We start from the raw sequence: 22,480 nt of genomic DNA, 5'->3' as shown, positions 1-22,480 counted from the left end.
TATTAGGGATTGAAACATAATATTTTATTTATAAACTATACCTACATTATAATTGCAATTCATCAAAATCCCTATTAGGGATTGAAACGCAACTCTATCGCTGCTTTCATATCGTTTATTTGATTGCAATTCATCAAAATCCCTATTAGGGATTGAAACATCTAAAATATTGTTTAAGTTATTAATAATTCATTGCAATTCATCAAAATCCCTATTAGGGATTGAAACTACTAGGTAATAACAAAGCAATACCTGGGCAGAGATTGCAATTCATCAAAATCCCTATTAGGGATTGAAACACAAATCTATCATGATGAATTAGCGACTCAGCAAATTGCAATTCATCAAAATCCCTATTAGGGATTGAAACATGACATCCCACCTCTACCACATGAGCGTGGGATGATTGCAATTCATCAAAATCCCTATTAGGGATTGAAACACAAAAAAATTAACCTCTGCTCAACGAAAGCGCTATATTGCAATTCATCAAAATCCCTATTAGGGATTGAAACTTTGGGCGTGATGTGACAAAAACTGACTTTTGTCATTATTGCAATTAACTAAAATCCCTATTAGGGATTGAAACTAATAAACAAAGGGGAGATATTAAATCCGACTAATTGCTATTCATCAAAATCCTTATTAGGGATTGAAACAACTTATCACAGAGTCTCATATAAATAAGTAGAAGGATGCAAAATGCCGATTCTTCAGACTTCGCAGACTCGCTCTAAGCGAAGCCATGCCGGAGGCTTTACGCTGCGCTATGCGCCAGTCGTATAAAACTCATTCTGACTCCTGACTCCTGAATTCTGTTTCGATAAATTTTTCAAAACATCACCAAACTACCTTGAGTTTCTTCTTCTAATTCATAACCATCAGCCAGTTTTTCAATTGCTTGGTCAAGCATGGCCAAACCTTGATCTACCTTTTCAACCAAACTTAGCTGTCCTCGGAGTTCGGCAGCACCTACGAAACCCTTAGCATACCAAGTCATGTGCTTACGGGCTTGACGCACGCCGCGATCGCCTTTATATTCCCATAAGGCTTGTAAATGATCTCTTGCACATTCCAAACGCTGAATCGGAGTAGGTGTTGGTAATATCTCCCCAGTTTTCAGGAAGCGATCAATTTCTCCCACCAAAAACGGATAACCCAAAGTCCCACGGGAACACATCACACCATCAGCACCAGTTTGCTCTAAACATTTCACCGCCGCTTCAACGGAAAAAATATCTCCATTCCCAATTACTGGAATAGAAAGCACTTCTTTTACACGAGTAATCCATTCCCAACGAGCATTGCCATTGTATCCTTGAGCGCGGGTTCGTCCGTGGACTGTAATCATTTTTGCCCCAGCATCTTCCATCCGCTTGGCAAAGTCGAGAATAGTAATTTCGTTGTCATTCCAGCCAATACGGGTTTTGACTGTCACAGGTACATCAACAGCTTTTACCACTTCGCGTACAATTGCTTCTGCTACTTCTGGTTGCCGCAACAACGAAGAACCGCCACCATTTTTAGTGATTTTATTTACCGGACAACCCATATTAATATCAACAGTATCAGCACCTTCCGCCACTGCCTTTATTGCTGCTTCTGCCAAGAAATCTGGACGGCAATCAAATAGTTGAACGCTAATTGGGCGTTCGTTGGGATCTACCTCCATGATTTTGGGTAACTGCTTAACATAATGCAACCCCGTAGCATTCACCATTTCGGTATACATCATCGAATCTGGCGCATAGCGACGCACGAGACGGCGAAACACCATATCTGTCACCCCAGATAGAGGCGACTGGAGAACCCGACTTTTTACCTCAAAGGAGCCAATCTTTAAGGGTTGGGAGAGTCTAGCTTGAAGAATGGGAGAGAGCGAAATCATATAAAAAATTAAGAATTATGGGAATGGAAAATAACAGGAATATTTAGGGGTATCTGTGAGCAGTGGTAATTGTAGGTTAGGTATCCTGACTTGGAGGCTGTTTTTGCATTTCTTGCTGAACTTCCTCTAAACTCAAACCTAACTCTTTTGCTGTTTCTTCAAAACTCAATCCCAATTTCAATAACAAAGGTATCATTCTAAACTTTTCTTCACGCGCTCCTTCTTGTTTACCCTCTTTCTTGCCTTCTTCCTTGCCCTCTTGTTTACCCTCTTCCTTGCCTTCTTGATAAACTCGTGTTTGTTTCAAATCACTTAGCCCAAACATACCTTCAATCTCCTCTCGACTCATCGCCGGAAACTTATAAACCAAAATTGTCTCTATTAATTCTAGTAATTGCCGCCGTTGTGGTTCAATGTTGATTTCTTGCTGAGTTCTGTCTATTAACTGCCTAGCAGCTGTAATTGCTGTCTCCTCTTCATCGACCACTAATTTCATCGTAGCAATTCCAACTGGCAATGATGCAGTTTCACCTAATTCATTAAGATAAATACGACTGATACGCTTGCTAGTGAAAAATTCACTGTAATTCTTGATATCTGCTGTATCTAGACTGCGATTCGGATAGATAACTACTCCTCGCCAAGAATTTTTAGGTTTATTTTGGCGTAAGTATAAACAAATTTCGGAAAATAAGCGTGAATAAATTTCTGTGTCAGTTTGAAACTGGACTTCAACAAAATAAATTGGATTTTCTTCCCCTTGTGTTGGGAAAAAAACACCATCTATACGGAATGCAGTTTGCTTGATTTCAATTGAGGAGAATTTATAACCCTCTGCCGTTTGGGGTGGATTACCAATTAATTCAAAAAAGATGCCAGGAAGTTCTTGAAAAAAGCGGTAAAAAATGCTGTCAGTTTTCACGCTTGATGTATTACGGTGATTTAAACGGTTAGATTTTACCGTGAAATACTACTGATAAAAATTATTAAGCCGACTGCGGGAAGCAATCGGCATAACAAATTCCTGATAATTTAGTTGCAATTTAGCCGTGAGTTGCACCTTGAGGAGGACGCGAGACAACTTTTTTGGCTAAACCCAAAGTCTGCAATACTAAGATGCTCCACCAAGTAACATCAATTTCCCACCAAGACAACCCAGATTTTGCCATGTGGGGATAAGTATGATGGTTGTTGTGCCATCCTTCTCCATAAGTGACGAGAGATACCCACCAAAGATTACGAGCGCCATCATTAGCATCAAAGGTGCGATAACCCCACAGGTGTGATGCTGAGTTGACAAACCAGGTTGAGTGCCAAAGCAAGACACATCTGAGAAACACTCCGTAGAATACAAAAGGCCATCCTCCTAAAGCATATAGGAGTAGTGCGAAGGGTATTTGCAACAGCAAGAAGTAGCGATCTAGCCAGCAATAAAAGGGTTGTCTGGCTAAATCAGGGGCATATTTTTTATAGGTGTCATAGTCAAAAAATTCTGGGCGCGGGTAGAAAATCCACAATATATGGCTCCACCAAAACCCTCTTTGAGCAGAGTAGGGGTCTAAGTTGATATCTTCTGTGTGGGCGTGATGCTGGCGGTGTCCACCTACCCAAAAAATTGGCCCACCTTGCAAGGCCAGCGCTCCAATGAGGGCGATCGCATACTCTAACCACTTGGGGACTTGGAAACTCTTATGGCTCAGTAGTCTATGATATCCCAGGCAAATACCAATGCTCCCGAATAACCAGTGGAGAAACACTAGCAAACCTAATGCTGGCCAGGAGAAGAACCAAGGAGCCAGAAGTGCTAAGGCATGAAATGTAGCAAAAAATACTACATTTGTCCAACTGAGTTGAGGTGAGTTGCCTCTCTCAGGGGCGATCGCCCCAAAATTTGCGGTCATAAAAATTCCTGTTGATGGATGATGAAGCAATTTGCCTTTTCTCGGATGCCACCCCACAAGGGATTTACCCGCTCTGTATACTAGTTCGTTACAGTGAACCAGCGCGGTCTTGGGGGTTTCCCCCATTAGCGACTGGTGAACCCGTAGGGTAGAGTAAAGCAAGTATCACTTACATTTGTTATGCTAGCAGAACTCTGATACCCCTGCAAGTGCCACTTGCATTTTTCTATGTCGTCTCACCTCATCTCCACTCGTCAACGCCTAATTCAAGCTGCACTTGAGTTGTTTTCTGCTCAGGGAGTTAGCGCTACCACAACCCGGCAAATTGCTGAAAAAGCCGAAGTCAATGAAGTGACTCTATTTCGGAATTTTGGCAATAAGCATGGACTGCTTTTAGCTGTGCTGGAAGAGTCCGCAGCCTTTAAGGATTTAGGTGAATCCCTGGTGCGGCGGGCAACGCCTCCTGGCAATGTCTACCAAGCTTTGAAAGATTATGCAAGTGATAGCTTGCACGCATTAGAACGAGTACCAGAGTTTGTCCGGTCTGTGGTAGGTGAAGCCGACCAATTCCCGGCAGAAAATCGCCGCGCACTAGGCAGGGGAGTCACAGAGGCAAACCGTTATGTAGCTCAGTATTTAGCTACTGTAATCCAGCAAGGACACCTAAATACTTATTTACCCGCAGAAAAATTAGCTAGTTTGCTAAATGGGATGATCTTGGGATATGCCGTAATTGAGTTCACCAGCGAATTTCATGAACTTTGGGAGGATCGGGATGATTTTCTCGAAAATTTGGTGGAGTTGTTTTTACATGGAGCTATGTCATCCTCAGCAGAATCAGCAATAAACTGCTTACAAGGAGGCTTCAGCAGCACAGAAGTAGCGGATTTACCAGCTAGTTTAGTTCACGAAATTCTGCAACAAGCAAGGATTTCGGGAATCCGAGATTATGCCTTAGCTTATGTGTTATTCGGGGCTGGGTTATCCACCACAGAAATAATTCGCTTGGAGCGATCGCACCAAATCTACGATCCTCAAGGGCACTTCCTGCAAATTACAATCCCCGGATTTGTCCGTCAAGTGCCAGTAAATCAGTGGATTTTGGGCAAACGCTACGGTTCTTTTACCAATAATCCTTTAATTAAATGGCTGAAAAGTCGTAAAGATGCTCAAACAGCCATGTTTTTGAATGAAACAGGTAAACCCATGACAGAATCAGAGCTTGAGACACGCTGGCAAGTATGGAGTGAGAGACTATTAACTCCCCAAGGACAAGCGCCTGCGATCGCTCAGGCTCAACAAACCTGGCGCGTAGAAATGCTAATGCGGGGAATCACCTTGGAAAACCTGATTATTTTAACAGGTTGCGATCGCACCCAATTACAACCTTATGTCCGCCGAGCCAAAGAAAAATCCGCCCTAGAGCAAGCTACCCGTTTGGATCATAAGCCAGGATAGAGAGTGGGGATGAAGCAGATGGGTTTTTTTGCCAGTTTCCTCTATGTCAAGAAGTTGAATCTGGAGAGCTTGATCTGTGCCGAGGCCGATCCTTTGAGTAGGAAAAATTGCCAATCGATAAAAGAACCGTTTCTAATACACATCATCATGGTTGCCGAGATTTAGCAGGAGAATTGCCTCTTCGCCTTCCTCTGGGTGAGCTACAAATTCAAAAAGAATGCGATAGTTGTAGTCAATTGAGCAAGCCCAAATTCCAGCAAACTCACCTGAAAGCTTATGAGTTTTCAACGTGGGATGGAAAGGATCTGCGCCAAGTTGTTCTAGGGTTTCTTCAATCATGGAGCGTAGTTGAGGATTTTGACGCACCATGCGCTTAAAAGCACGCAGGGATTTTGAACTCCAGGCAATTTCTCTCAAGCATCCAACTCCGCTAAAAAGTCTTTCACAGAACCGTATTTGATTGCGCCTTCTGCAACCTCTTGGCGAATTTCTTGGACTTCTTCCAAAAGCTGCTCGCGTTGTTTACTATGCAACCGTTTTGCTAAAATTTCCAGCAATAACTGCTGTTCTTCTAACGATAAGGCTTCTGCAACATCTATCGCCTGTTGAAGTCGAGAGGTTTGGGAGATATCTGTCATCGTTTACGCCAACTAGGTTAGTAAGACTGATTCAATCATAGTTGCTGCTGTCTTGCGCGGTCGTGGTTTACTAAATTTCTTAGCGTACTTATTTTCCTTTTCTGGCACGGTGATGCCTTTACCTATTGTCCCTACTAGGCGATCGCATTTTCTACTCAATCCAAAATTTTAACGAGTATAACAGTAATGTAATCGAAATTTTAATCTGAGCTTCCCTTAAATAAAAACAACTAACTGTTGACATCTGACCTTTTTTAATTCAATGTATGGGCTATAAGTATGTTAAAAAGAAGAGGAAATAAAAGGATAATTTTTGGATTTTTTTTGCTAATAATATTCCATATAGTCGCCGCTATTTTAGCTTTGGGAATTGCCTCTATGATAGGAAGAAATCCTAGTGGTTATAAGTTAGCTCGTAATATTATAGTTTATGGAATATACGGATTTTTCCTTTGGCAGCTTATATATGTTATTCCACTATGTTTATGGCTGAAAAACAAAGGCAAAATTTATGTAATGAAAGGAGTAATCATCGCAGCAATTATTACTTTTTTAGTTTATTTTGGATGCTTTTTGTTAGTGACTGTAATATTGTTTAGGGTAAGATAATTACCGATTGCTATCAGATATAGAATAGACGATAGCTTTATTATGACAAATCTAGCGCGATCGCCTGACGCGTATCGCTGGTGTTATGGGGATTGCTGAGACTCAAAAAGTGACACTCAAAGCATTAGGAGCGATCGAAGCTTGTGAAATATCCTGGGAGCATCCACAAATGGCAAGAAACACTGGGCGATTGGAAATCGCGGCTACACAAACGAAGTCCGCCTACGCGGACTCTCTGAAACCCGCGCAGGCGGGTTTAGTTTGTATAGCCCCAGACTTCTAGTCTGAGGGCGATCTGCCAAAACGGGATGCTCCCAATATCCTCCGCCTCTTTTGCCCCATGCCTTACTCAATTCAACGGTTCCATAATGGCTCTTAAACCATTGCTAGAGAGTGTCTTGAGCATTTCTTTAGCGTTATATTCACTGCTAAATACTCCTGCTTGCATAACTCTTTGACCCTCCCAAACTGTGGGAAACGCACCAGGAGCAAGCGATCGCACTAAATCTTGATCCCTATCAGTGAAGAGTGGTACTACTACGCGATAACGGATACCAAATTGTGTTGCAGATTTACCGCCATAAGGAATAATTGCAGAACTTGTTTGCATATTGCGAGTATTATTAATGGCAATATTGTTATCAGGAAGTGGTAAAAGTGCTGACGCATTTGGGGCAGTAGCTTCTAGTATTGGTAATGGCTGCTGTGTTTGATTCCTCATGCTGGCAACTGAATTGGATGGGTACTTAGGGGCAGTAAATTCAATCGTATTAGGATCAATCCGCATATAATTCAACTGTGGTGTATTAGGCGGCTGTACTGGACTGGAAGTTGCAATTTGAGTGTCAGTTGGTATTTGTCTCGCCGACAAGCTACTAGGAGTCGGAAATCCGGCAACTTTAGATGTGGGTTGCTGTTGATTGGATATAGGCGTGGCAAGTGGTACATTGGCTGGCACTAATGGCAGTAGTTGACTGTTTAATTGTCCAGAAACAGGATTCTTTGCTGAAATGCTGTTGCTGATTTGCCCATTAGTAGTTTCAGAGATTTCGGGAGATGAGAAGGTGATTTCCCCAGTTGGTGGTATTTCTTGTAATACATTGTTGGGAGCCGATTGAGAATTTTGTGCTGCTAGTGCTATTGTCCCGTTAATATCTACCTTGCCAGTGATGCGATCGCTCACAAGATTATTTCCGCCAGCAGAAATCACCTGTTTAGCAGCGCTGGCGTTAATATCATAGCGGGCATTATTTTGAAATTGATTACCCCCAGGTTCCGATGCACTACCCAAATCTGGCATTGCTTGCGCGATCGCAACTAAACCATCTTCTTTATTATCTTGAATAATATTATTCCGTAAAATCGGGTGGGACTTTGCTTGCACTACAATTCCCGATCTATTGTTCTGAATTTGATTGCCTATGATTATCGGAGCGGCATTTTGGGCAATATTAATCCCAAAACCCGTTTGGTGAAAAACATTTTCCTTCACTTGAGGGCTGGAATTCCCGGCAATTGTGATGCCATTGGCTCCATTGCGATCGAAGTAATTCTTGCTAATGGTAGGTGCAGCATTACCACTGACAGAAATCCCATCTTGAGTACTGCCGGTAAATGTATTTTCCGCGATTACCGGATCGCTAGATTCAATCCATAAACCGTAACCCCGGCGATTGGGATTCGTCACCGTCACCCCAGTGAGCAAAGCTTTGCTTGCTCCCACAATTGTGACGTTTTGACCGGCAAAGCTGCGGCTCAGGTAATCACCACCTCCCTGAATGATAATGTCCTTACCTTGATTGCTAGGGTTGCCTTGAATTGAAACACCCGGTTTCAACATTAAGGGAAATTCCTCTCCAGTCTCGGCGCTATAAGTGCCCGTGGAGAGCATAATTACAGTATTGGCGTTAGCTAATAGCAACGCATGGGTAATAGTTTTCACAGGAGTGGATTCGCTGCCATTACCTGCGCTGTCATTTCCACTATTTGGGTTGACAAACAGCACGTTAGCCTGAGAATTTTTTGTCTCACCTAGAGGTGCTGAATTTGGTGTTGATGGGATCTGAGCGATGGCACTACCCAGGAACGCCATACTTGTCGCTCCCACACTTACGGTAAAAGATAATACTGATAAACTAAAAAATAAAAGTCTTGCTGATTCCAGAAACTTCAGCTTTGCAAGCATAATATCTACTCTACGGTACTTAGAAAACACACAATAGTGAATCATATTTAACATAACTCCTGAGAAGTAACAATAAATTCTTATACTCTTAGAGAATATTATGTCGATAATATTACTCACATATTGACCGATTAGCGATTTTTAATACAGGGTAATAAATGATCTTGTGTCTGTTCAACAATATGTCCGCCAAAATACCCTCACCGAAAAGAGCTTGTCATTATTCACATCTGACGATCCCCGCCTCAAAATAGAATTCCAAGGGTGATAGCTTGCATTCTTCTCAAAAGCAGGATTTACGCAAAAAATAGTCCAAACCTTTATTTTCTTCTTAGGGCAATTCATGAATTGCCCCTACACGTGCAATACGGTTCGGTTAGGGTTTTTTGATGAAAATTCTAAATCACAAAGACGCGATAAATCGCCATCTCTACAATAATCAATTCTTCGTCTTGACGGCGATTTATCGCGTCTCTTGGCTTAACCGAACCGTATTGCCTACACGTGTACTTTTGCGTAAGTCCTAAAAAGGACTAAACAAGAACAGGACTTACGCAAAAAATCTTCCTCAAAAGACAAATACCCTCTAAATAGTATCTATGCAGTCTCAATTTAATTTGCCCATTGGAGATTTTCTGATGTATCCCTTTCGGCTAGTCCTTTGTAAGCTCGTTGTTCACCCTAAAATACTTGACTAACCTTAGTGCAAAACTGTAGCCTCAAACTACCCTTATCACTGCCTATGAGAACATGGGATAATTTATCATAACCCTCACTAATACGTTTTTTTGCGTAGATTCAGCAAAAATTGAGTAAAAAAAAGCAAATTCATTAACTTATGGTTACTAAGAGATATGATAATTCGCATTTTGATGAAAGCACTAACGGGGTTGTTGTAATGGTCGAGCCTTACAGCCAAAAAGAGAAAGTCCAGCAAGTTGTTTACCGCATTTTAGATGCCAATTTAGACCGTGCCCGTGAAGGCTTGCGAATTATTGAAGAATGGTGTCGCTTTGGCTTGAATAATGCCCAGTTAGCTCTTGAATGCAAGGGACTGCGACAAGAAGTAGCTAAGTGGCATACTTCGGAATTACGGGTGGCGCGAGATACACCAGGCGATCCTGGGACTGAGTTAACTCATCCTCAAGAAGAAGAACGAGCTAGTATAAAATCGGTGTTGCAGGCTAACTTTTGCCGTGTCGAAGAAGCCTTGCGGGTCTTGGAAGAATACAGCAAGCTTTATCAGCCAAATATGTCTAAAGCTTGTAAGCAGATGCGTTATCAGGTTTATACCCTAGAAAGTAGTTTAATGGGTCATCAGCGCCATCAATTGTTATGGCGATCGCGTTTGTATCTTGTTACCTCCCCTAGTGAAAATTTGTTGAATAACGTCGAAGCTGCACTCAAAGGGGGATTAACGCTTTTACAATACCGCGACAAAACCGCCGATGATTCTTTGCGTCTGGAACAAGCCAGAAAATTACGGCAGTTATGCCACATCTACGGCGCTTTGTTCATTGTTAACGATCGCGTGGATCTAGCTTTAGCTGTCGATGCAGATGGGGTGCATTTGGGACAACAAGATATGCCTATTGCTGTTGCTCGGCAATTACTCGGTTCCCAGCGTTTGATAGGTCTATCTACCACAAATAAAGAAGAAATGCAAGGAGCAATTGCTGAAGGTGTAGATTACATTGGCGTGGGGCCAGTTTATGAAACTCCCACGAAAGTAGGTAAAGCTGCAACAGGTTTAGAATATGTCAGCTATGCTGCGAAAAATTGCTCAATTCCCTGGTTTGCCATTGGCGGAATCGATGCCAATAATATCAACGATGTGATCGATGCCGGAGCCGAACGGGTGGCGGTAGTGCGATCGCTCATGCAAGCTGAACAGCCTACCCTAGTAACACAATATTTGCTCTCCCAACTCAATCGCATTAAACCAGAACTTTAAAATAGTCATTTGTCATTCGTCATTTGTCATTTGTCCAAAGTGAGTAACCAATGCCCAATTCCCAATTCCCCACATTTATGTCTAATGAGATTACGATTCAGGTCAATGGGGAAACCCATAGCTGCTCATTTGAAACTTCTTTACCCGATTTGCTCCAAAAATTGGGTTTCAATCCCCGCTTGGTAGCTGTAGAATATAATGGCGAAATTTTACATCGCCAGTTTTGGACGCAAACAAAAGTGCAACCAGGCGATCGCTTAGAAGTGGTAACTATTGTTGGTGGTGGTTAGTTAGTTTGAGCTAGCAAGCCCAAATCCTTGAGGCTGCGTCGTGTAATCTCAATGCGGACGGGTGCATCTTCCGATTTTTGCATATCAAGGGTTGTTGCGAAAAAGTAGACGTTTTGGTTTTGCTCTAAATAACCCACAAACCAACCAACGTTTGGTTTAATACTCGTTAACCATCCCGTCTTTCCTCTCAGTGTGTAGTCTGGAGTTTGTTCGCGTACCATAATGTCTTTGACAAGATTTATTGTCCGTTGGGAGAAAGGCAAATCGCCTTGATACAACCGTTGCAAAAACTTAATTTGCTCTTTGGGTGTAATTTGCAATAGCTGCTGTTGTAGCCAAAAACGATCAATGTCTGCGGCGATGCCAATTTGACGATTCCCGTAACCTACTTTGTTAATAAATTGCTGCATTCGTCCATATCCAGCCTTACGCGCTAGTACTTGATAGAACCAAACAGTTGAATCTTTAAAGGCTTGACGCAAATTTGTATCATGATTCCAGGCATCAATCTCTCGATGAATTCCATCCCAAGTGAGAACCGCCACATCATCAGGAACTACACCTATTTCTAAAGCTACCAGCGCGTTAAAAATTTTGAATGTCGAAGCTGGAGCAATCGCAGTTACATTACGCTGAGGATTATGTTCATAGATGCGATTATTTTTTGAGTCGTAAATCAAGATTGAGCCTTCACGCCCAAATTCTTGAAAGTGTCGCCCAAAATTTGGCCCTTTAACAGCAGGGAGTTCAGATGAGTTTGAAGCCGGTTGAGCCAGAATATGCATTGTTCCAAAGCTAATTACACTCAATACAGCAACACATCCAATGAGTGGAAATATAATAGCTTGCATTCGGTAACGCTGAAGAGATTGCCACATCAGAAACAAGATATTTTTCATTACATATTTAATAAAATCACAACGAGATTCTACACTGTAATCTTGCTCATTTGCGGAGGGGCACATAGCTGTTCGCCCCTAGTCAATGCACATTCATTTTATAAAATCGCGTTTCTTCCCTCTGATTTGTAAAGCGTTCGATGAAGGGTTCTACGCTTGGCTAATTCTTTACCTTTGCGGCCGAGTCGCTCACGTAGCTGTTGGTCTTTGCACAACCGATTGAAAGCTTGAAACACTTCATAGCCAGAATTGGGATTAACCAGTATGCCATTTTCTCCATGCTCAACTGTGTCTAGAACACCGCCTAAACGAGGGGCAATTACAGGTTTACCGAAGTAACTTGCTTCTAAATAAACCATACCAAAACCTTCCATATTATTAGGTTTAGTATCCAATAAAGTCAGCATAGCAAAGATGTCGCAAGCGGCATAATAACCTGCCAATTCCCGCTCCGGCACATATCCAGCAAAGTGGACGCGCTTATCTACCCGCAAACGATGCGCCAGAGATTTCAGTTCCGATTCACTTGGCCCCTGACCGCAGATTATATAGTGGACATCAACCCCAAAAGTTAGCAATAGTGGGATGTTATCAATCACTCGGTCGAAACCTTTATGTTTTATTAGCCTTCCTATGGAGAGAATAACTATTGCTGAATCGGGAATGTTATGTGCCTGACGCACGCGCACACGTAAATCATCAAGGTTACTGAGACTTGCTACATTATTACCAAATTTTTCTGGTCTGATTACTGGGTTAATGATGTGGGTAGGAGTATCTAATCGTAAAGCAGTTCTGAGGTAGTCTTGTGTATAAGAACTGTTACAAACAATACCTTCGGCTCTATGAAGTGTTAATTTAAATAGCGATCGCAGCACAGGATTGTGTAAAGTAGAAAGAAAATCATTACCGTGTAGATAGATAAAAAAGCGAATAGGTAAGAAATAACTCAATAGCAACAGTGAAGGAAAATCATAGCCGTGGCCCCACTCTATATAACGGTAGTGATAGCGAAAATAGAGTTTGATTGCTAGCACAAATGAGCAGACAATATTCGCAAAAGGCTTCAGGATATTTCCCACAAAGCCACTACGCCAATATCTAGGATAAAACCAGCGATACACTGGAAACTGTTGACTTTCATCAAATACTTTATCTCCTGAGCAACTAGCCGCCAGCACAATAACTCGTTCTGGATCTTGGAGACAACGATTGTACATATATTCTCCAATTACAGCTTCTTTCGGCAAGAATATCCGCGATATAACTAGGATATCTGGGTATGCAGCTTTGTCTCTGATTTCGGCTGTTAGTTGAGAAATATGTTCCATAATCAAGTTGATAAATTTACTTCAAATAATTTTGAATTTATTTACAATTAGGATTACTTTCAAAGCCATAATTATTATTTTATTTCTTTTAAAACGAATGTGGTAGACAATCTTGAAGGCATTTTAGAAGATTAGCCAGTAAGATTATTTTTTTATTGTGTTGATTTTATTTTTGCAGCAAATTTCTCAACATTTGAGAATTTCTGTGCATGATGGACAATAAATAAAATCTAGCACTTGTAGTCCAATGTAGTCAAATTTCTCAATGGAGAACTGTTGCAAAAATTACGAAATTTACCTACGTTCACTAGAATATACTGAATAGTCTAAACTGTTGTGCCAAAATGCCAAAAGTTTAGATAAGTATTTGATAACTATCTGTGTCTGCTTAGTCGTTCTGACAAGCATTACGTCCACTTTTAACACTATCATATACACGTAATACGAAGGTGTCTAGCTGTAACTAATATCACTTGAAATAAAGAGATTTCCTCTTGTATTCTGACAGAACAAGTAGGGTGAAGTATTAAAAAATTAGTCAAAATAATCATCAAAAATGAGAATCATCTGTATAATCCAAGACTGTAGCCTAGAAGATGGCCCGTCTAAGACGTAGCCAAAATTGGCCGAGCGCAAATTTCTGTGATGATGAACATATCTTAAGGTACGGTTCCCCAGTCGAGAAATCCCCCCTGCGATCGCTGCCTACGCCAGATAAGACGCGGTAAATTGAATATGTAGCCTTTAAAAATGAATGCTACAAAGCTTGCTGGTTACAGACTAGCGTCAGCGACATAACCGCAAAACTCCTACCAACATGGGGAGAAATCATAAAAATTCTGTTTTCCAAGCGATTGTATTATGCGTAAAAAACTACAACAAATCATCAAACCACTGTTAAAAACCTTCTTAGCCCTAAGTTTGGTGTTAGCTTTGGCTCTTAGTCACGCCGATGGAGCATTAGCAGCCCGCAGTGGGGGCCGGATCGGTGGTGGCTCCTTTAGAGCGCCTTCCAGCCGCACCTATACACCGCGCACTTATGCACCTCCTGGTGGGGGCGGATACTATCCTGGCGGTGGTTTTGGTGGTGGTTTTGGCTTTCCCTTCCTACTTCCCTTCTGGGGTATTGGGGGAGGATTTGGTGGTCTATTTAGCATCTTAATCTTCTTTGCGATCGCTAATTTCTTATTGCAAACTTTCCGCCGCGTCTCTGGCGGTGAAACTCCAGAAGCAGATTACAGCAGTAACTCTCCTGTTTCTGTAACTCGTTTGCAAGTAGGTTTGTTAGCTCAAGCCCGTGAATTGCAAAATGAACTCAACCACATTGCCGAAACTGCTGATACTAACACCCCAGAGGGAAGAGCAGAAATTCTGCAAGAAGCCAGCCTAGCTTTACTCCGCCATCCCGAATACTTTGTATATGCAGGTGGTGGCACTCAACAAGCCAGTTTAAATTCAGCTGAAAGTCAATTTAATCGGCTGTCACTGGCAGAACGCAGCAAGTTTAGCGAAGAAACTCTTTCTAATGTCAACAACCAGCTAAAAGCAGCCCTTGCCAAAGAAGCTTTACCCCAGGCTGGTGAACTAGACAACCCCACTCGCCTATTTACTGAAGGCGCTGGAGAATATATCATCGTCACCTTGCTGGCGGCAACACTAGGCAAATTTGAAATCCCCACAGCGATTAACAGTGCTGATGATTTGCGTCAAGCTTTGCGCCAAATTGGTAGTATCCCTGGCGAAAAACTTCTGGCAATTGAAGTACTTTGGACTCCGCAAGCTGAAAATGATACGCTGACATCTGATGATGTACTGGCAAATTATCCTGATTTGAGACTTGTTTAACGCTTCGCACTCAAGCGCGAAGAAATAACTTGCATCTTGGTGCAACAAATAAGTTCTCCTTTGAGAGGAATAACTAGAAAACCGTTTGTCAATGACAAGCGGTTTTTTTGTATAACCTAGATATACCAGGAATTACGCACTGAGAACTAAAATCTAGATCCTCCCTAACCCGTCTTAAAAAGGGAAAAACTCTCAAAGCCTCCTTAAAAAGGGGGTTGGGGGATCTATTATGCGTAAGTCCTATATACTTAACTATCTTTTAGAAAAATTATTCTTAGCCAAGACTTTGCTAATATTATCAAAATGTTATACACGTAAAGCGTTATCTTATGCCTAATGTTGAAGCCGACGAAAACCGAGAGCATCGCATTAAAACAGAGATCCTTGTAGATGCTGAAGACAAAGAAGACCGAGCAATGGGTTGGTACTATTACCTCGAAGAGACTCTGAATTTTCCCTTTATGGCTAAATGGACTAAGAAGTCACGCAAATCAGGCTCTACGGAGGAGAAGCAAGTGGAAGTGCTGGGTATGGCCCCAGATGATGAGTGCTTAAAAGATATGTTGGTAGAAGTGGCTTATATTAATGGTAAGGATGATGATGTATTTTCTGCAAAGTTATCCGAAATAACAGCCATTGATACTGACAGCGAAACTCAAGAAGCGATCGCAGACTGGCTCTATTGGATTGCCAGAGGATATAAGTTTTGAAGAAGAATGCAGAATTCAGAATCAATTAGCGCTCTTTTATTACTCCGAAAAAATAAAATATTCGTAGGTTGGGTTGAACTTTAGTGAAACCCCAACAAAATCAGAGATTGTTGGTGTTGGGTTTCGTTCCTCAACCCAACCTACGCCTAAGTTCATCAAAGTCCTTAAAAATAAGGGTGGATGATTTTTATCCCACGAGAGTCATAAAAGAGCGTTAGTGGGAGACTTAAACCTATTTATTCAGCGTTCGCCGCAGTCCGCCATCACAGAATTCAATTCTGTTCGCGGATCGTGCCGGAGGCATTATTCTGGCTCCTGATTCCTGAATTCTGTTTTCTAAAATTTTAGGATAAATATCGAATGACGCGGCAGGGATTACCAGCAGCGACAACATTCTCAGGTATATCTTTGACAACTACACTGCCAGCACCAATGGTTGTGTTATCACCAATAGTCACACCTGGACAAATAATTGCACTGCCACCAATCCAAACATTATTACCGATGTTAATTGGCGCAGCTAATTCTCTACCAGAAAGGCGAATTTCTGGCTCTGTAGGATGATAAGCAGTATAAATTTGTACATAAGGAGCGCACAAAACATTTTCACCAATGTGAACAGTATTGCAGTCTAAAATTACACAGCCATAGTTCATATAAAATTTGTCGCCAGCAAAAATATTACTACCATAGTCACAGTGAAATGGTGGCACAATTAATACTTTGTCACCGATCTTTCCAAATAACTCTTGCAAAATTTGCTGCCGTTGATCTTGTTGTTCTTCAGTTGTAGAATTGTACCTTCGCAACAGACGACTAGCTCGTTTATTTTCGGCAGTCAATTCTGGATCTTCTGCCAGATATAATTCGCCTGCAAGCATTTTCTGTTTTTCGGTTTTTTCCATGACTAACTTATGAGGCTTTTCAGTTGTGCATGTAAGTCCTATAATTAACTAAATATGGCATAAGTGGCTTTTCCTTGCCGTTTAGCTCGGTACATCGCAATATCAGCGTCCCGTAGCAGAGTTGCAGGCTCTTCATAACTACTAAAATTCCAAGCAATACCAATACTAGCTGTAGTAGATAATTCACATCCGTTCAGATAAAGTGGCGATCGCAAGGATTCTTGAATCCGTTTGGCAACATTGGTAGCGTCGCTAATGTCTTTAATATCCTCTAAAAGAACTGTAAACTCATCACCACCAAATCGCGCTACAGTATCACCACCACGTAAGCACGACTCTAAACGTCTAGCGATCGCTACTAAAAAATCATCCCCTATTCCATGCCCAAAGCGATCGTTAATCTCTTTGAAGCCATCTAAATCCAAAAATAAAACTGCAAAATAATAATCGCTTCTGCGTTTGCTGCGCTCAATTGTTTGTCTGAGCCGATCTAGAAATAAAACACGATTTGGTAATGCTGTCAACCCATCATAAAACGCATTACGGATCAGTTGCGCCTCTGTCTGCTTACGTTTGGTGATATCTTGAAAAACTAAAACTGCACCAGTAATATTACCATTGCGATCGCGGATGGGTGCAACATTATCCCCAATCGCTATCTCTTTGCCATCTTTATTAATCAGTGTGCAGTTTTCTGGGAAATCCAAAATTTTACCTGTTTTGATTACATCTGTGGCTAAATTTTCAATTTTTTCTCCTACATCTTTGTCAACTAACTTAACGACTTCTACTAAATCTTTACCGAATGCTTCACTTTGCTTCCACCCCGTGATTAGTTCTGCTGTGGGATTCATCATTTGAATACAACCATTTGCATAAGTCACAATCACTGCACTGCCCATACTATTAATAATTGCTGCCAGCTTCTGTTTTTCTTCGTATAATATCTTTTTGCTCTGATGTTTGTATAGAGTCATTTCAATCGCAAAATGTAAATCACTTTCAATAAATGGTTTAACTATGTAACTAAAAGGCTCACTTAGCTGGTTTTTATATAATGTTTTATATTCCGAACACTCTGTTAAATATACTACAGGTACATGGAAGTGATTCTGGATGATATCTGCTACGTGTACACCGTCGATTTCCCCTGCTAGGCAGATATCAATTAATACTAAATGTGGATGAGTTTCTGCTACCTTTTTTATTGCTTCTTCACCAGACTTAGTGGTTTCTGATACGGAATAACCTAATTTTTGTAAACTTTTTCTAATATTTGAGGCTATGATGTTTTCATCCTCAACAACTAGGATTTTGCGGGCGAACATGGTGAAACAACCTGTTTGCTAAGGTTCAGATTTTTGTTGTCAGTGTCAACTCAATACAAAAGTTCTTATTTTATCATAAACAATCTTTTACGACTCTGTAGTATTGCTTGATATAAATACTTACTAATGAGCAAATAGCATCATGTTATTAACCTCCGATAATTTCTGTGTTTGTCAAAGCTAATTGTAATTACTCTATGCAGCTAATATCATGCCATTAACGTAAAATGCAAATTATCATATAATTACCAGCAATCCAAAATTTATTTTCAACAATATGCAAGCAATCATTCTCCTGAATAAAATAAATATTAAGTATAGTATTTATGTCAAAATTAATCAAGATTGAAGAAGAATTCAGCTATTTTGAATGGGCTAAACCCTAGCTATCCGCTAACAGGAGTCAGGAATCTTGACGCTCTCTACGAGACGCTCTTGCTAGCTTGCTTCTTTGTAAGAGGACGCGGACTCGCTATCAGTCGGGGATTCAGACGCGCGATGGTTACTGAGCGTAGCCGAAGTTCTGAATTGTTGTACCACCAAATTTTCTTGTTTTGTGGGGGTCTTAAACGCCGATTATTCATCCGCTTTTTTGTTTAGAATACCTTTCCTGTATTCTGTTAGCGGATAGCTAGGGTTTAGCCCATCATGACTCCTGAATTCTGTTCGATAAAAGTTAATTAAATCACAGTATATTACTTTCAAGTAAATTGAAAAAATTAATATAGTATGTTGTATCTAACATGATAAGAACAAGGAGATATTGCGCCTTGTTTCACCAAGTAATCTTGATTTTGTACAGTTTCACAAAGAATTGGGATGAAACTTTGAATTGTTAATGAAAGAGTATTACTTAAAAGTATTCATTGGTTTGAGTTAATACTTAATAATATAGGACTCCGATTTAATTTTTGAACAAATTAAGTACCAATCAAAAAGGCTTATTCCCTACTCCCCACTACTTCGGCTTACCTCGACTTCGCCCTTCGGCTACGCTCAGGACAGGCTCGGCACAAGTCGCTCAGTACAAGTCCCTATTCCCTACTCCCACCCTATGCAAGTCAGTTCAATAATCAAAGCGGATCACTATAAATTCTTTTAACTGAAAATATGCAAGTTAAATGCTCATCAGCAAATAACATGATTTTTTAGTGTTTTTTGATAAAGAGCAAGTGCTGGGGGCAATGGCAGGAAAGGTTCTCTTTGTGAGATATTTCCGCGCTCCATGTAAACCCCCTGTTTTTGCTAGTTTATAGATATTGACAAGAAAAACACGTTTTGTGATTTAGAGATTGGACTTACTTTTAGTAAGTTCAATACTAATTTTGCCACCGAAATCTGGAATAGGTGCAGCAGGTTTGCTCAAGATGACTTGGACTTGTGTTACACGATCGCACTCTTGGAGAATAGAATCTGCGATCGTTGCTACCAATTTCTCCACCAAAGCAAACTTAGACGTTTTGACCAGATGTTGTATCAAGCTAATGACGCTGCGATAATCTAAAGTGTCTTCGATCGCGTCAGTCTTGGCCGCTGTGGAGATATCTAACCATAACCTCACATCCACCTCAAACCATTGTCCTAGCACCTGTTCTTCTGGTAGATACCCAGTGTAGCCGTAGCAGCGAATTCCCGTTAAATGAATGCAGTCCATAAAAGTTTGAGAGCAAATTGGGCATTTTGTAGAAAGTGGAGCAAGTTTGCTTGGAGATTTTCTTTCCTCCAAACTCACGTCGGGATGTTGGGTTCCATGACCACATTTGTGAGGGTTGGTTTGCAACCCACCCTGACGCAAAGGTGATTCCAAAGTGTCGAGGATCGGCTTCCCTCCCTCGGACTTCTCTTCACCAAACTTTCCCAGATGGATTTTAAATTAAATTTCCCTAAACAAAATCTAAAATTTCAGATTGTTTTATAGCTATGTTTGATTTAATGCCGATCGCCTTTAGGAATGTTAATCAACTTTGGGCTTACATTTTAACAGAGACGCTAAAGCGGTTGGGATTGACTTGTGCCATCATTTGCCCTGGATCGCGCTCTACACCCTTAGCAGTAGCCTTTGCTCAACAAGTACCTGAGATTGAAGCGATTTCCATTCTCGATGAACGTTCCGCCGCCTTTTTCGCCTTGGGACAAGCTCAAGCAACCGGACGCGCTGTGGTGTTAGTTTGCACCTCTGGTACAGCAGGAGCAAATTTTTATTCAGCAGTCATTGAAGCCTCATATAGTCGCGTACCACTGTTGATATTAACCACCGATAGACCGCCAGAATTGCGAGATTGTCACTCTGGGCAAACTGTAGATCAGTTGAGATTATATGGAAACTACCCAAATTGGCAAACAGAGTTAGCCTTACCCTCTGCTGATTTGGGAATGCTAGCTTATCTGCGACAAATGGTAATTCATAGCTGGGAAAGGGCGCAAACTCCTACAAAGGGACCAGTACATTTAAATATTCCCTTTCGCGATCCCTTAGCGCCTCTTCCTGATGGAATTGACTTGAGTTATTTGCGATCGCAGTTTCAACCAGAAGATTTTTTTGCAGGAATAGCAAGTACTACCCCATTCCCCATGCCCTATGCTCCATTCCCCATTCTCCAAGAATGGAAAGAATGCGATCGCGGCATCATTATTGCAGGTGTTGCCCAACCGTCGCAACCAGAAGAGTATTGTAGAGCGATCGCGCACCTTTCCCAAACTCTCAAATGGCCAGTGCTAGCTGAGGGACTTTCTCCAGTCAGAAATTATGCCGAACTCAACCCTTATTTAATTTCCACTTATGATCTGATTTTGCGAAATCAGCAACTGGCAAAGCAATTAGCGCCTGAAATGGTTATTCAGGTGGGTGAAATGCCTACAAGTAAAGAACTGCGTACTTGGATAGATGCAACCCAACCCCGACGCTGGGTAATTGATCCTAGTGACCAAAACCTCGATCCTTTGCATGGGAGGACGACGCATTTACGGATATCTGTAGAAGACATAAAGGTAGAGCAAAGAAATTTATCTTTCTCCTCAGACTATTTGCAGCAATGGTGTGATGTGGAAGCAAAGGTTAGGTTCGCTGTTGACCAGACGATGGGGAAAATAAATGAAATAATTGAGAGTAAAGCAGCTTGGTTAATTTCTCAGATTTTACCGCCAGGAACGCCACTATTTCTTGCTAATAGTATGCCTGTGCGGGATGTGGAATATTTCTGGAAACCAAATAATTTAGGAGTGCGATCGCACTTTAACCGGGGTGCAAATGGTATAGATGGCACATTATCCACAGCTTTAGGAATTGCCCATCGCCAGCAAAGTAGTGTGATGTTAACGGGAGATTTAGCGCTGTTGCATGACACCAATGGTTTTTTAATCCGCAATAAATTTGTCGGACATTTGACGATTGTGTTAATCAATAACAATGGCGGTGGTATTTTTGAAATGTTACCTATTGCCAAATTTGACCCACCATTTGAAGAGTTTTTCGGCACTCCCCAGAATATCGATTTTGCTCAGTTGTGTGCTACTTATAATGTCGAGCATGAATTGATTACTTCTTGGCAGCAGTTGCAGCAAAGATTAAACCCACTTCCAGCTAATGGAATTCGGGTTTTGGAGGTGCAGACAAATCGCAAAGCAGATGCTAAGTGGCGACAGGATAATTTAAAAAACTTTGCCGCCGATATTGACATTTAAGTTTTTATTTCTGAATAGCATAATTAAATATAGCGATTAGGTTAAACTCTGATGCCTTCGTAGTTCGTTAAAAAAGTGTGTCTTGGTAATCAGAAATTTGGTGACGAAAATCGTAGACTAAAAGAGCATTGAAATCACGCATTTCAAGTTGAAACTCGTTTTCCCACCATTCAGGAACACCAACCTGCGCCTGGTCAATAAATAATGGCAAATACTCTGGAAGCTCATCATGAAGACCTCTAAATTTATTGTAATTTGGTGATACTGATGTCATTTCAAGTTGAAAATATTGTTTTAAATAGTGCTGTAATCCACCACCATTTGCTGTAATTAAGGGACAACAAGCAAAGCAAGAAAATGGTCTAGAGAGCTTGAGAATGTCAGTAGCTTTGATTTTAAGGGGATAACCTAAAATAAAAGCGTTATGGATTTGCTGACCACCTGCCAGAAAAACTCCATCATTTTGATTGCTCAGTTTTTTATTGCACATCTCATAGTTAATAGCTGGGCTATAGAGTGCATAAAGAGAAATTGCATTAGCTCGCTTAGAATCTTCTAAAAACTTATGAATTTGTAGACCATGCTTATTAGCATAGGCTATTTTGTCATAGTTATCATCAGTTGATAATTTCTTCGCCTGAATGCGGAAACGTACATAGTTCTGAGGAAATAAAATCCACCATTCCCAATCTGCCCCAGTTTCACGAGCCTCTTTAATCCGAGTAAAAGTATGATAGTGGATATTTGGCACTTTAGTAGATATATGAAATAACCAGGGTTAGCGCGTCTCAAACCCTATTGACAGAGGGATTATGGCAGAGGGTCTGAGTTTGGGAGAGCCGCAGCCAAAACAGAAAC

At 41.1% G+C, this 22,480-nt stretch carries 22 protein-coding genes and 1 CRISPR repeat array (1 of these 23 cut by a window edge); of the genes, 9 read left to right on the top strand and 13 right to left on the bottom strand.

The features are described from left to right. Positions 1-659: direct repeats of the CRISPR family, unit length 37 nt; unit sequence ATTGCAATTCATCAAAATCCCTATTAGGGATTGAAAC (it extends 939 nt beyond the left edge of the window). Positions 660-832: 173 nt separating this feature from the next. The 3 genes from dusB to HWQ36_RS15665 form a co-directional block, all read right to left on the bottom strand. After that, positions 833-1,888, bottom strand: a complete 1,056-nt coding sequence (gene dusB / locus HWQ36_RS15675; protein WP_292704453.1) for a tRNA dihydrouridine synthase DusB — start codon at positions 1,886-1,888, stop codon at positions 833-835. A gap of 76 nt (positions 1,889-1,964) precedes the next feature. Next, the gene (locus HWQ36_RS15670; protein ID WP_292704452.1) at positions 1,965-2,810 is read right to left on the bottom strand and encodes an Rpn family recombination-promoting nuclease/putative transposase; all 846 of its coding nucleotides are present in this window, start codon (positions 2,808-2,810) and stop codon (positions 1,965-1,967) included. 121 nt (positions 2,811-2,931) lie between these two features. Next, positions 2,932-3,789, bottom strand: coding sequence for a fatty acid desaturase (locus tag HWQ36_RS15665; RefSeq protein ID WP_292704451.1), 858 nt, complete (start codon positions 3,787-3,789; stop codon positions 2,932-2,934). A gap of 228 nt (positions 3,790-4,017) precedes the next feature. On the opposite strand from HWQ36_RS15665, the gene HWQ36_RS15660 reads away from it, so the two are divergent. Further along, entirely contained in the window at positions 4,018-5,247 is a 1,230-nt protein-coding gene (locus HWQ36_RS15660; RefSeq protein ID WP_292704450.1) for a TetR family transcriptional regulator, read from the top strand. A gap of 132 nt (positions 5,248-5,379) precedes the next feature. Here the strand turns inward: HWQ36_RS15660 and HWQ36_RS15655 are convergent, their stop codons facing one another. Genes HWQ36_RS15655 through HWQ36_RS15645 form a run of 3 tightly spaced genes read right to left on the bottom strand, consistent with a single transcriptional unit; the run spans position 5,380 to position 6,044 of the window. Beyond that, complete coding sequence (locus tag HWQ36_RS15655; RefSeq protein ID WP_292704449.1) at positions 5,380-5,664, bottom strand: type II toxin-antitoxin system mRNA interferase toxin, RelE/StbE family; 285 nt, start codon at positions 5,662-5,664, stop codon at positions 5,380-5,382. Beyond that, positions 5,661-5,885, bottom strand: coding sequence for a hypothetical protein (locus HWQ36_RS15650; RefSeq protein WP_292704448.1), 225 nt, complete (start codon positions 5,883-5,885; stop codon positions 5,661-5,663). Before HWQ36_RS15650 ends, HWQ36_RS15655 begins: the two co-directional genes overlap by 4 nt. Before the next feature lie 12 nt (positions 5,886-5,897). Beyond that, positions 5,898-6,044, bottom strand: a complete 147-nt coding sequence (locus tag HWQ36_RS15645) for a hypothetical protein (protein WP_292704447.1) — start codon at positions 6,042-6,044, stop codon at positions 5,898-5,900. A 120-nt stretch (positions 6,045-6,164) separates the two neighbouring features. Between HWQ36_RS15645 and HWQ36_RS15640 the strand changes: the two genes are divergently transcribed. Together HWQ36_RS15640 and HWQ36_RS15635 are read left to right on the top strand one after the other, a co-directional pair. Then, positions 6,165-6,494 (top strand): hypothetical protein, encoded by a 330-nt coding sequence (locus HWQ36_RS15640; protein WP_292704446.1) that lies wholly within the window; start codon positions 6,165-6,167, stop codon positions 6,492-6,494. Between the two features lie 85 nt (positions 6,495-6,579). Further along, positions 6,580-6,777 (top strand): hypothetical protein, encoded by a 198-nt coding sequence (locus HWQ36_RS15635; RefSeq protein WP_292704445.1) that lies wholly within the window; start codon positions 6,580-6,582, stop codon positions 6,775-6,777. Between the two features lie 66 nt (positions 6,778-6,843). On the opposite strand, the gene HWQ36_RS15630 is transcribed toward HWQ36_RS15635, so the two are convergent. Further along, the gene (locus HWQ36_RS15630; RefSeq protein ID WP_292704444.1) at positions 6,844-8,679 is read right to left on the bottom strand and encodes a DUF1565 domain-containing protein; all 1,836 of its coding nucleotides are present in this window, start codon (positions 8,677-8,679) and stop codon (positions 6,844-6,846) included. A 389-nt stretch (positions 8,680-9,068) separates the two neighbouring features. On the opposite strand from HWQ36_RS15630, the gene HWQ36_RS15625 reads away from it, so the two are divergent. The 3 genes from HWQ36_RS15625 to thiS all read left to right on the top strand — a co-directional run bounded on the left by HWQ36_RS15625 (position 9,069) and on the right by thiS (position 10,923). Then, positions 9,069-9,206: a hypothetical protein gene (locus HWQ36_RS15625; protein WP_292704443.1), complete on the top strand. Its 138-nt coding sequence runs from the start codon at positions 9,069-9,071 to the stop codon at positions 9,204-9,206. A 311-nt stretch (positions 9,207-9,517) separates the two neighbouring features. Continuing rightward, the gene (locus HWQ36_RS15620; RefSeq protein ID WP_292704442.1) at positions 9,518-10,633 is read left to right on the top strand and encodes a thiamine phosphate synthase; all 1,116 of its coding nucleotides are present in this window, start codon (positions 9,518-9,520) and stop codon (positions 10,631-10,633) included. A gap of 77 nt (positions 10,634-10,710) precedes the next feature. Continuing rightward, positions 10,711-10,923: a sulfur carrier protein ThiS gene (gene thiS / locus HWQ36_RS15615; RefSeq protein ID WP_292704489.1), complete on the top strand. Its 213-nt coding sequence runs from the start codon at positions 10,711-10,713 to the stop codon at positions 10,921-10,923. Here thiS and blaOXA read toward each other — a convergent pair. Next, the gene (gene blaOXA / locus HWQ36_RS15610) at positions 10,920-11,774 is read right to left on the bottom strand and encodes a class D beta-lactamase (protein ID WP_366829107.1); all 855 of its coding nucleotides are present in this window, start codon (positions 11,772-11,774) and stop codon (positions 10,920-10,922) included. The two genes, thiS and blaOXA, sit on opposite strands and share 4 nt — an antisense overlap. Positions 11,775-11,920: 146 nt before the next feature. Beyond that, a complete protein-coding gene (locus tag HWQ36_RS15605; protein WP_292704439.1) occupies positions 11,921-13,153 on the bottom strand; it encodes a glycosyltransferase family 4 protein in 1,233 nt (410 codons plus the stop codon). Positions 13,154-14,014: 861 nt separating this feature from the next. On the opposite strand from HWQ36_RS15605, the gene HWQ36_RS15600 reads away from it, so the two are divergent. Then, positions 14,015-14,998, top strand: coding sequence for a DUF1517 domain-containing protein (locus HWQ36_RS15600; RefSeq protein ID WP_292704437.1), 984 nt, complete (start codon positions 14,015-14,017; stop codon positions 14,996-14,998). 329 nt (positions 14,999-15,327) lie between these two features. Continuing rightward, a complete protein-coding gene (locus HWQ36_RS15595) occupies positions 15,328-15,708 on the top strand; it encodes a calcium-binding protein (protein ID WP_292704435.1) in 381 nt (126 codons plus the stop codon). A gap of 344 nt (positions 15,709-16,052) precedes the next feature. Here the strand turns inward: HWQ36_RS15595 and HWQ36_RS15590 are convergent, their stop codons facing one another. The 3 genes from HWQ36_RS15590 to folB form a co-directional block, all read right to left on the bottom strand. Further along, entirely contained in the window at positions 16,053-16,613 is a 561-nt protein-coding gene (locus HWQ36_RS15590) for a sugar O-acetyltransferase (protein WP_292704433.1), read from the bottom strand. 44 nt (positions 16,614-16,657) lie between these two features. Next, positions 16,658-17,941, bottom strand: coding sequence for a diguanylate cyclase (locus HWQ36_RS15585; protein ID WP_292704431.1), 1,284 nt, complete (start codon positions 17,939-17,941; stop codon positions 16,658-16,660). A gap of 1,285 nt (positions 17,942-19,226) precedes the next feature. Beyond that, entirely contained in the window at positions 19,227-19,595 is a 369-nt protein-coding gene (gene folB, locus HWQ36_RS15580; RefSeq protein ID WP_163936207.1) for a dihydroneopterin aldolase, read from the bottom strand. Between the two features lie 266 nt (positions 19,596-19,861). On the opposite strand from folB, the gene menD reads away from it, so the two are divergent. Then, positions 19,862-21,622: a 2-succinyl-5-enolpyruvyl-6-hydroxy-3-cyclohexene-1-carboxylic-acid synthase gene (menD, locus tag HWQ36_RS15575; protein WP_292704425.1), complete on the top strand. Its 1,761-nt coding sequence runs from the start codon at positions 19,862-19,864 to the stop codon at positions 21,620-21,622. Between the two features lie 67 nt (positions 21,623-21,689). On the opposite strand, the gene HWQ36_RS15570 is transcribed toward menD, so the two are convergent. Then, positions 21,690-22,373 carry a DUF6615 family protein gene (locus HWQ36_RS15570; protein ID WP_292704422.1) on the bottom strand — a complete coding sequence of 228 codons (684 nt, stop codon included), beginning with the start codon at positions 22,371-22,373 and terminating at the stop codon, positions 21,690-21,692. Positions 22,374-22,480 lie beyond the last annotated feature (107 nt).

The sequence above is a fragment of the Nostoc sp. NMS2 genome, from assembly GCF_017115105.1.
Classification (GTDB): domain Bacteria; phylum Cyanobacteriota; class Cyanobacteriia; order Cyanobacteriales; family Nostocaceae; genus Nostoc.
The sequence above is the reverse complement of the archived record's forward strand: the minus strand, read 5'-3'. Positions and strand labels throughout refer to the sequence as shown.